Here is a 9,224-nt window from a genome sequence, read left to right as displayed (position 1 = left end):
GCGATTAAATCGCCCCTAGATAGAACAAATTTAATCCTGAAAGGTCAACAGACCCTATTTTTTTGCTAAGATTAAAGGCCGCTAAATAGCGGCCTTTTTTGTTTTAAAACGGAAGTACCGAGCTATGCATTGTCCATTTTGTACCGCAAAAGATACTAAAGTTATTGACTCACGCCTTGTTGGTGGAGGCCATCAAGTTCGCAGGCGCCGTGAGTGCAACGACTGCCATGAGCGCTTTACTACATTTGAAGGCGCTGAACTGGTTATGCCTCGTGTTATTAAACAAGACGGCAGCCGCGAACCATTTAACGAAGATAAATTATTAAATGGCTTAAATCGCGCACTCGAAAAACGCCCAGTGAGCACAGAGCAAGTAGACGAAGTAGTGAATATAATAAAATCGCAGTTGCGTGCTACAGGTGAGCGAGAAATTTCAAGCCATTTGGTTGGTGAATGCATTATGGAAGCCCTCAAAAAGCTCGATAAAGTAGCGTATGTAAGATTTGCCTCTGTTTATCGCTCGTTTGAAGATATACGCGAATTTGGCGAAGAAATTGCCCGCTTAGGGGAGTAATAAATGCAAAGCCAAATTACTTTTACTGAACATGATGAAATGTATATGGCACGCGCCATAGAGCTTGCCAAAAAAGGTCGGTTTACTACCACACCTAACCCTAATGTTGGCTGTGTTTTAGTTAAAAATAATCAAATAATTGGTGAGGGGTTCCATCAATTAGCTGGTCAAGGTCATGCAGAAGTAAATGCACTGGCTGTCGCTGGAAAAAATGCACAAGGTGCAACGGCTTATGTAACGCTTGAACCGTGTAGTCATTATGGCCGTACGCCACCGTGCGCCGAAGGCTTAAAAGCTGCCGGTGTGGTAAAAGTAATTGCTGCTATGGTTGATACAAATCCACAAGTTGCTGGCAAAGGCCTTAAAATACTGAGCGACGCGGGTATTGACGTTGCTTACGGGTTACTCGAATCACAAGCTCGCGCACTTAACGTTGGCTTTTTTAAGCGTATGGAGCAAGGCTTACCTTATGTGATTTGCAAAATGGCAGCGAGTATTGATGGTAAAACAGCGCTTAAAAATGGGCAAAGTAAATGGATCACAAGTCCTGCTGCTCGACAAGACGTACAATTATACCGAGCGAAAAGCTGCGCTATTTTAACCGGTGCCGATACAGTGTTAGTCGATGATGCTAAACTTAATGTGCGACTAAGTGAGCTGCCTTGCACACTGCCTACTGATTTGCCGCTTCGCCAGCCCGTGCGTGTTATAATTGACTCTCAAAACCGTTTAACACCTGACCTTGCTTTATTTGAAATCCAAAGTGATGTAATAATATTTACGACTAAGGTTGATAAATCATTGCAATGGCCGCATTTTGTAAAGCATATTGAAGTCAGTGAAAGTAACGGTAAAGTTGATTTACAAGCCGTTTTAGAAAAACTTGGGCAACTGCAGTTTAATAATGTTTGGCTTGAAGCTGGCGCAACACTTGCTGGTAAAATGACAGAGCTTAATTTAGTTGACGAGTTTGTTTTTTATTTAGCGCCTAAACTAATGGGCCATGATGCAAAAAGTTTAGTTAATTTTCCTGAATTGACGAGTATGCAAAACACCGTTGATTTAACATTTAATGAATGTGCGCGCATTGGTGACGATTTACGTATCACCGCGTCAAAACTCATTAAAATCACTTAATAAAAAGAGTAGTGCTATGTTTACTGGGATAATAGAAGCCACAGGCAAAATTGCTTTATTACAAAAAAAACAAGGCGACTTAGCCATTCGTATCCAAAGTGCTGATCTTGATATGACAGACGTAAAGTTAGGTGACAGCATTGCAACTAATGGTGTTTGCTTAACTGTAGTTGATAAACATATTGATGGTTTTAGTGCGGATTTATCTAATGAGACGATTAGTTTGACCGGTTTTGCTCACTATGCTTTAGGACAAACGGTGAATCTTGAAAAAGCCATGCAACCTGTTTCTCGTTTAGGCGGTCATTTAGTGTCTGGCCATGTTGATGGTATCGCAACAATTACAAGTATTACAGCAAACGCCAGAGCAACAGAATATTGGCTTACAACAGACGAAAATTTAATGAAATACATTCCGTACAAAGGTTCGGTATGTATTGATGGTATAAGCCTGACAGTAAACGCTGTAGAGGGCAATAAATTCAAATTAACAATTGTCCCACACACGAGTGAGCAAACCACAATTGCTCATTTTAAAGTAGGTACCCAAGTTAATTTAGAAGTCGATCAAATTGCACGTTATTTAGAGCGCCTTATAAAGGGTGCAGAGCAACCAACGGGCTCTGATATTTCTATGAGCTTACTCGCTAAAGCGGGTTTTATTAAATAACGAAACTGACAACTTACACGAGCAAATTTATGAATTTACACAGTGCGCAAGAAATCATCGACGATATTAAAGCCGGTAAAATGGTTATTTTAATGGATGATGAAGATAGAGAAAATGAAGGCGATTTAATAATAGCTGCTGAGCATATTAGCGCAGAAGCGATTAATTTCATGGCTACCCATGGCCGTGGTTTAATTTGTTTAACCATGACGCAAGAGCGTTGCGAGCAACTTGATTTACCGTTGATGGTTAAAAACAATGGTGCAGCATTTTCGACTAACTTTACAATGTCGATAGAAGCATCAAAAGGTGTTACAACCGGTATTTCAGCAGCAGATAGAGCGCGCACAGTGCAAGCGGCTATAGCTAAAGGTGCAATACCAAGTGATATTGTGCAGCCGGGGCATATTTTTCCTATTATGGCACAACCTGGTGGCGTATTAACTCGCGCAGGACACACCGAAGCTGGCTGTGATTTAGCGCGTTTGGCTGGGCTTGAAGCATCATCTGTTATTGTTGAAATACTTAATGCTGATGGCACCATGGCGCGTCGCCCTGATTTAGAAGTCTTTGCGAAAGAGCACGATATTAAAATTGGCACCATTGCTGATTTAATCGAATACCGCAACTTAAACGAAACAACAATTGAGCAAGTAGCAAAATGTAAGTTACCAACAGAGCATGGTGAGTTTGATTTGGTGACTTACAAAGACACAATTGACGGCCAATTACACTACGTATTGCTTAAAGGCGATATAAAAGAGCAAGAACCGACAAATGTACGTGTACATTTGCAAAGTACCTTTAACGATATCCTACTTTCGGACAGAAGTGCTGAGCGTAGTTGGGGCCTTTCTGAAGCAATGGCTTATATCGCTAAAAATGAAGGTGCTTTAGTTATTTTAGGTAAGCAAGAAAGCACTGAAGAATTAGAAGCAACTGTGAAAGCATTTGCAGCAGCTGATGCTGGCGAAAGCGTTACGCCACGTAAATTCAAAGGTACATCTCGTACTGTTGGCGTAGGCTCGCAAATACTTGCCGATCTTGGAATTAAACAAATGCGATTAATGAGTCGCCCTAAAAAGTACCATGCACTTTCGGGCTTTCATTTAGAAGTTGTTGATTACATTGAGCCACAATAAGCATCACGCTTAAACTAGGCTATTATTTTATTTTTATGGTATGATGCGCAGCAATTTTTGCGCAATCGCAACCGCTTGAACTTATTTTTAGGGTTATCAAATGAAAATTATTGAAGGTAATAAGTACGCTCCAGGCAAAAAGTTTGCCATTGTCATTTCTCGTTTTAATGACTTTATTGGTAGCAGCCTCCTTGCAGGTGCTGTTGATGAGCTAAAACGCACTGGTGGCGTATCTGATGACGACATTACCGTTATTTATGTACCAGGCGCGGTAGAATTACCTTTAGCGGCTAAACGCGTTGCAGCAAAAAAAGAGTATGATGCAATCATCGCATTAGGCGTAGTGATCAGAGGTGGTACACCACACTTTGACCTAGTTGCTGGCGAATCAAACAAAGGTCTTGCGCAAGTATCACTTGAGTATGATATCCCGGTTGCATTTGGCGTATTAACCACAGAAAGCATTGAACAAGCAATTGAGCGTGCTGGCACCAAAATGGGCAATAAAGGCGGCGAAGCTGCTTTAGGCGCGCTTGAAATGGTTAATGTGTTAGATAAAATTTAAGTTTAAGGAATTTTTGTGAAACCAGCAGCAAGACGTAAAGCACGTATCTTAGCACTCCAAGCCGTTTATTCTTGGCAAATAAGTGGCAATTTAATTGCCGATATCGAACAACAAATGTTGATCGAAACAGACGTTACTAAAATTGATGTTGAATACTTTAAAGATTTAGCGACGGGTGTTGCTGTAAATTATAAGCAACTAGACGAAGCTGTATCACCACATTTAACACGTCCGTTTAATGACTTAGATATGGTTGAGCGTGCAATTTTACGTTTAAGCAGCTATGAGCTTAAGTTCCGTGAAGACGTACCTTATAAAGTTGCTATTAACGAAGGTATTGAGCTTGCCAAAATTTTTGGCGCTGAAGATAGCCATAAATTTGTAAACGGTGTACTTGATAAAGCTGTTAAGCATTTACGCAAGTAATAACAATTCACTCTGAATTTTAAATTTCAGATTGATTGGTTAAACAACCGTTAAAAGGAGAGCCGGCATAGGTCGGCTTTTTTGTGTATGAAGGAATTTGAATTAATTAATCGCTACTTTAAAGGTCGCGGTATCACTCGTCGTGATGTAAACCTAGGAATAGGGGATGATTGCGCATTGGTCTCTGTTCCACAAAATTGCCAACTTGCCGTTACAACAGACACTCTTGTTGCTGGCGTGCACTTTTTTGATGATATTTCCCCTCGTGCATTAGGTCATAGAGCACTCGCTGTGAATTTAAGTGATTTAGCTGCGATGGGCGCTGAACCAACATGGGTTTCGGTTGCACTCACATTGCCAAGTATAGATCCGCAGTGGATTGAAGAATTTACTGAAGGCATGCATGAAATTGCAGAATACTTTAATGTACAAATTATTGGTGGCGATACGACTCAAGGGCCATTAACTATTACTATTTGTGCAAAAGGAACGGTACCTGAGGGGAAAGCTCTGCGCAGAAGTGGTGCTAAAGTGGGGGATTGGATTTATGTTACAGGTCCTTTAGGGGATGCAGGTTTAGCTATTGAATCGCGCAAGCAAGGTTTTAAAATAGAGCCTGAACATTTAAAATATGTTAATAAACGTTTCGATTATCCAACACCTCGCGTAGCAGCTGGCCAAGTTTTACGCGGACTTGCATCATCGGCTATTGATGTATCTGACGGTCTTATTGCTGATTTAGGCCATATTCTAGATATGTCGCAAGTAAGTGCTGTTATTAATGTTGAAAGTATTCCTACATCAGATGCGATGAAATCGAGCCTTGATTTTGATCAGCAATTACCGTTTATTCTTAGCTACGGCGATGACTACGAATTGTTATTTACTGTTCCTGATAGTAATAAAGGGATGTTGGATTTAAAACTACGTCAATATGGTGTAGATGCCGTATGTATAGGACAAGTTAAAAGTGGTGATGGCCAAATTGAGCTTTTATACAATGGTGAAGAGTTTAATTTTGAGCAGCATGGCTTTGAGCATTTTGCAAAGGAGCAGGTTTGAATAATAACCGCAAGTTTAATTTAAAGCGTCCGCACCAATTTTTTGGTTTAGGGTTTGGCACAGGCCTTGCGCCTAAAGCGCCTGGTACATTTGGTACTTTTGCTGCACTGCCATTTATTTTTATGACAATGTACTATCCATTATGGTTACAAATTGTGTTTGCTGTAGTGATCAGTATATTTGGTATATGGGCATGTGGTAAAACGGCTGATGATTTAGGCGTGCATGACCATCCTGCAATTGTATGGGATGAAGTAGCTGGCTATTACATTACCATGATTGGCGCAGCGCTTAGCTGGCAGAGTTTATTAGTTGGCTTTTTGTTATTTCGCTTTTTTGATATAGCAAAACCAGGCCCAATACGTATGCTAGATAAACGAGTACATGGCGGTTTAGGTATTATGGCTGATGATATATTGGCTGGTATTTTTTCGCTTATTTGTTTGCAAGCGTTAATAAAAGTGGGTTTACTACCCTTTTAATTTTTATATTTGAATTGTTTAACTAGGTGGCAGCAATATGATGCGATTTTTACTGGTTTGTGTACTGATGTTGTGCGCGACGCCAAGCTGGGCCTCAATTACTGATTATGTCGTTAAGCAATGGAATATAAAAGACGGTTTGCCGTCACAATCACTCAAAAGTGTAGTGCAAGATCAGCAAGGTTATATGTGGCTGGGTACTCAGTTTGGGTTAAGCCGTTTTGATGGAACAACATTTACTAACTATAGTACCCAAAATAGTTATTTTTTACCAAGTAATGGTATTAATAAACTTTTAATCGATTCGAACGGGTTATTGTGGATAGGTACTAAAAGCGGATTAGTTGTAATTAACCCGGCAACATTTGCAGCACAAGAATTTAATATTAAAGGCCCTGTAAGGGATATTTTAGAAGATTCTAAAGGCAGTATCTGGATTGCAGCAAATGGTTTGTATTATGTTGATAGAGGGCAAGTTGACTTGCAAACTCACGCTAGCGGTCAACTACCTATTGTCAATGCGACAGTAATCACCCAAATTGTCGGCTCAGTTAGTCAAATGGCACTTTCTCCGGAAGGTATTTGGCTGGTTAATGACCGTCATTTGTTACGCCTTACTAAAAACGCCTCCGATTTTTCTAAATTACGTTTAGAGCTCACTGCAAAAATATCGCTACCAGAGCGTTTAGCGCAAACTATTGTGCATGATTTATCATTTTTGAACGGCAATTTATACTTGGCTTCAGAACTAGGTGCATATTTTCTAGATTTAGATGATGAACTAAGGCCATTTCCTTTACCCAATGCTAATAATTCAGCTGTTTATAAGTTTATGAGTGATACCAATGGTGGATTATGGGTTTCGACTTACGGGCGTTTATTATTTAGAGATAAGTCAGGCGAATGGCAATGGGTTGAGCCAAGCCAGCTAGATCAAAGTATTTGGTTTGCAGATATTTTTCGTGATGATAAAAATAATGTATGGCTAGCAAGCTTTAGTGAAGGCTTATGGCTTGCGCATGAAGGGCGGGTTGAACGACATTCAGCTGTATCTGAGATGACTGAGGCCGTTATGGCAATAAGCCAAGCACCTGATGGTAAATTATGGGTCGCTAACAAAAGTGGTATTGGTTACTTTGATTTAAGTAAAAGCTTTATAAATCTGATCCCTAGTAGTAAATACAGTCGATCGTCAGTCCATGACTTACAGTTTGATGGTGAGCGACTCTATATAGCCACAGGAAGAGGTTTATTTGTTTATGAGAATAATACACTTTATACCGTTCCAGGGCGTGCGCTACGTGATAACCCTGTATTTGCTATAAGCCGTTCAAGCAAAGGTGGTTTTTGGATTGGCACTGGACGGGGGTTATATCGTCTTGGTTATGCGGGGCTAACGCCGTTTGCGTATAATGCATTTTTAGGTAGTAAGTTTATTACTTACGTATTGGATAAAACTAATTTTGGAGTGATAGGTACAAGTAAAGGCGCCTATTACTTTACCGAGCGTGGCATTGAAAAAATTGGTGATCAAACATCTTTAGAAAGTGCTTATGTAACAAGTGTACTGCATATTGATGGTGTAGGTATTTTAATTGGTTCTCTTAACGACGGGCTTTTTTATAGAAGTACCCAAGGGCAATGGCGTCAACTTGATGCGGCTAATGGTCTACCATATGGATCAATTTTTAGCCTCGAATACGATGAAAAGCTAAAACATGTTTGGGTTAGCACCATGAAAGGCGTTTATAGGATGCCTGTAGATCAATTCAAAGCAGATATTAAAAGCTTAAAAGTAGAGGAAGTTATTTCTTCATTTGATCGTCAACTCGATGGTAAAGCTAATCAGTGTTGTAGTGGGTTAGGCCATGACGCAGTTGCTAATATTGGCAGTTCAATTTGGTATCCTAGTTTGCAAGGGATTGTAGAGATCCCTAAAAACGTAGAGCTATTTGGCGTGTTGTCATTGAAGCCAAAAGTAGAAACAATTACCACACCATTGCGTAATTTAACAACTGCAGCCTTAGGTCAAAAACCATCATTAGAAACTGATGAGCGAGATATAACGCTTACCTACACGGCTATAGATTATTATGCACCAAACAGCATTGAATTTAGGTATAAGCTAAGTGGCTTAGATAGCGATTGGCGTTATGCAAATACACGTAGAGAAGCTATTTATACTAACTTACCGGCAGGGTCGTTTTTATTTCAGCTTGAAGCAAAGCGACAAGGTGAAGATTGGAGTAAAGCACAAGAAGCTGAATACGGCTTTATTGTGCCAGAGCGCTTTGATGAAACTATTTATTTTAGATTGTTGATCACCAGTGGCTTCATTTTGTTTTTTTACTTGGTTTTTTGGGTATTTAGAGCACAAGAGCGCAGAAAGCAAGAAGCACTCGAGGGATTGATCACCGAACGTACATTAGAGTTACGTCAAGCTAATGATAAGCTTAATCAAGTGAATTCACAGCTCAAGCTAGTAAGTCATTCAGACGAGCTTACGGGGCTTCGTAGTCGTCGATTTTTGTTCGATCAATTGCCTAAAGATATCGAACACTTTCAACGTAATTCTCAATCGCTGCAAGCTCAGGGTAAGTCACTTGTTTTACTAATAATCAACTTTGATAACTTTAGTCGAATTAACGATGCATATGGCCCAATAGCGGGTGATAGCTGTTTGCAGCAAATGGCAGCATTACTTAACTCTCGCACACAAGGATCCGACTACGTAGCGCGTTGGAGTGGCGATGAATTTTTACTCCTACTGCGTGATTTTAAATGTAATAAAATAGATAGCTATGCTTCGGAGCTGTGCCAAGCTGTTGCAGAGTATTCATTCCAGCTTCCGAATGGAAAAAGTACTAATATTATGGCGTCAATTGGTTGGTCTTTCTACCCGTTACCACTTTTAGGTGGGCAAGTAATCAGTTGGGAGACATCTATTAACTTAGCTGATATTGCACTGCACCAAGTTAAAAAGCGTGGTGGCGATGGTGTTGCAAACATTACATTTGATGATCAGCTTGATGCATTTGAGTTTGAGCAAAACTCTAACGTTGACCAACAATTAGGTATTTTACAAAGTAATGGCCTAGCTGATATTAAAGTGTGGATGCGCTGATCAGCTGATGGGTAATATTTGACATTAAAAAAGGAGCCTAGG

The 9,224-nt window shown here is 40.1% G+C and carries 9 protein-coding genes; all 9 read left to right on the top strand.

All coding sequences use genetic code 11. The features are described from left to right. Positions 1–124: 124 nt before the first annotated feature. The gene (nrdR, locus tag DO88_RS05615; protein WP_002961761.1) at positions 125–574 is read left to right on the top strand and encodes a transcriptional regulator NrdR; all 450 of its coding nucleotides are present in this window, start codon (positions 125–127) and stop codon (positions 572–574) included. Between the two features lie 3 nt (positions 575–577). After that, positions 578–1,711: a bifunctional diaminohydroxyphosphoribosylaminopyrimidine deaminase/5-amino-6-(5-phosphoribosylamino)uracil reductase RibD gene (ribD, locus tag DO88_RS05620; protein ID WP_007377470.1), complete on the top strand. Its 1,134-nt coding sequence runs from the start codon at positions 578–580 to the stop codon at positions 1,709–1,711. Between the two features lie 16 nt (positions 1,712–1,727). Then, complete coding sequence (locus DO88_RS05625; RefSeq protein ID WP_002961757.1) at positions 1,728–2,381, top strand: riboflavin synthase; 654 nt, start codon at positions 1,728–1,730, stop codon at positions 2,379–2,381. A 29-nt stretch (positions 2,382–2,410) separates the two neighbouring features. Further along, complete coding sequence (ribBA, locus tag DO88_RS05630; RefSeq protein ID WP_033040116.1) at positions 2,411–3,523, top strand: bifunctional 3,4-dihydroxy-2-butanone-4-phosphate synthase/GTP cyclohydrolase II; 1,113 nt, start codon at positions 2,411–2,413, stop codon at positions 3,521–3,523. 100 nt (positions 3,524–3,623) lie between these two features. After that, entirely contained in the window at positions 3,624–4,088 is a 465-nt protein-coding gene (gene ribH, locus DO88_RS05635) for a 6,7-dimethyl-8-ribityllumazine synthase (RefSeq protein ID WP_002961753.1), read from the top strand. Between the two features lie 15 nt (positions 4,089–4,103). Beyond that, entirely contained in the window at positions 4,104–4,514 is a 411-nt protein-coding gene (gene nusB / locus DO88_RS05640; RefSeq protein WP_007587129.1) for a transcription antitermination factor NusB, read from the top strand. An 87-nt stretch (positions 4,515–4,601) separates the two neighbouring features. Continuing rightward, positions 4,602–5,576 carry a thiamine-phosphate kinase gene (gene thiL / locus DO88_RS05645; RefSeq protein ID WP_008137965.1) on the top strand — a complete coding sequence of 325 codons (975 nt, stop codon included), beginning with the start codon at positions 4,602–4,604 and terminating at the stop codon, positions 5,574–5,576. Then, positions 5,573–6,058 (top strand): phosphatidylglycerophosphatase A family protein, encoded by a 486-nt coding sequence (locus DO88_RS05650; protein ID WP_007377466.1) that lies wholly within the window; start codon positions 5,573–5,575, stop codon positions 6,056–6,058. Before thiL ends, DO88_RS05650 begins: the two co-directional genes overlap by 4 nt. Positions 6,059–6,095: 37 nt before the next feature. Beyond that, positions 6,096–9,182, top strand: coding sequence for a ligand-binding sensor domain-containing diguanylate cyclase (locus tag DO88_RS05655; RefSeq protein WP_007377465.1), 3,087 nt, complete (start codon positions 6,096–6,098; stop codon positions 9,180–9,182). Positions 9,183–9,224 lie beyond the last annotated feature (42 nt).

This window comes from Pseudoalteromonas sp. S3431 (assembly GCF_000690035.1).
Lineage (GTDB): Bacteria > Pseudomonadota > Gammaproteobacteria > Enterobacterales > Alteromonadaceae > Pseudoalteromonas > Pseudoalteromonas fuliginea.
This window is presented reverse-complemented; position numbering and strand designations above follow the sequence as displayed.

Coding starts and splice junctions, on each gene's coding strand:
- nrdR (WP_002961761.1), top strand. CDS start 125: ATGCATTGTCCATTTTGTACCGCAAAAGATACTAAAGTTATTGACTCA.
- ribD (WP_007377470.1), top strand. CDS start 578: ATGCAAAGCCAAATTACTTTTACTGAACATGATGAAATGTATATGGCA.
- DO88_RS05625 (WP_002961757.1), top strand. CDS start 1,728: ATGTTTACTGGGATAATAGAAGCCACAGGCAAAATTGCTTTATTACAA.
- ribBA (WP_033040116.1), top strand. CDS start 2,411: ATGAATTTACACAGTGCGCAAGAAATCATCGACGATATTAAAGCCGGT.
- ribH (WP_002961753.1), top strand. CDS start 3,624: ATGAAAATTATTGAAGGTAATAAGTACGCTCCAGGCAAAAAGTTTGCC.
- thiL (WP_008137965.1), top strand. CDS start 4,602: ATGAAGGAATTTGAATTAATTAATCGCTACTTTAAAGGTCGCGGTATC.
- DO88_RS05655 (WP_007377465.1), top strand. CDS start 6,096: ATGATGCGATTTTTACTGGTTTGTGTACTGATGTTGTGCGCGACGCCA.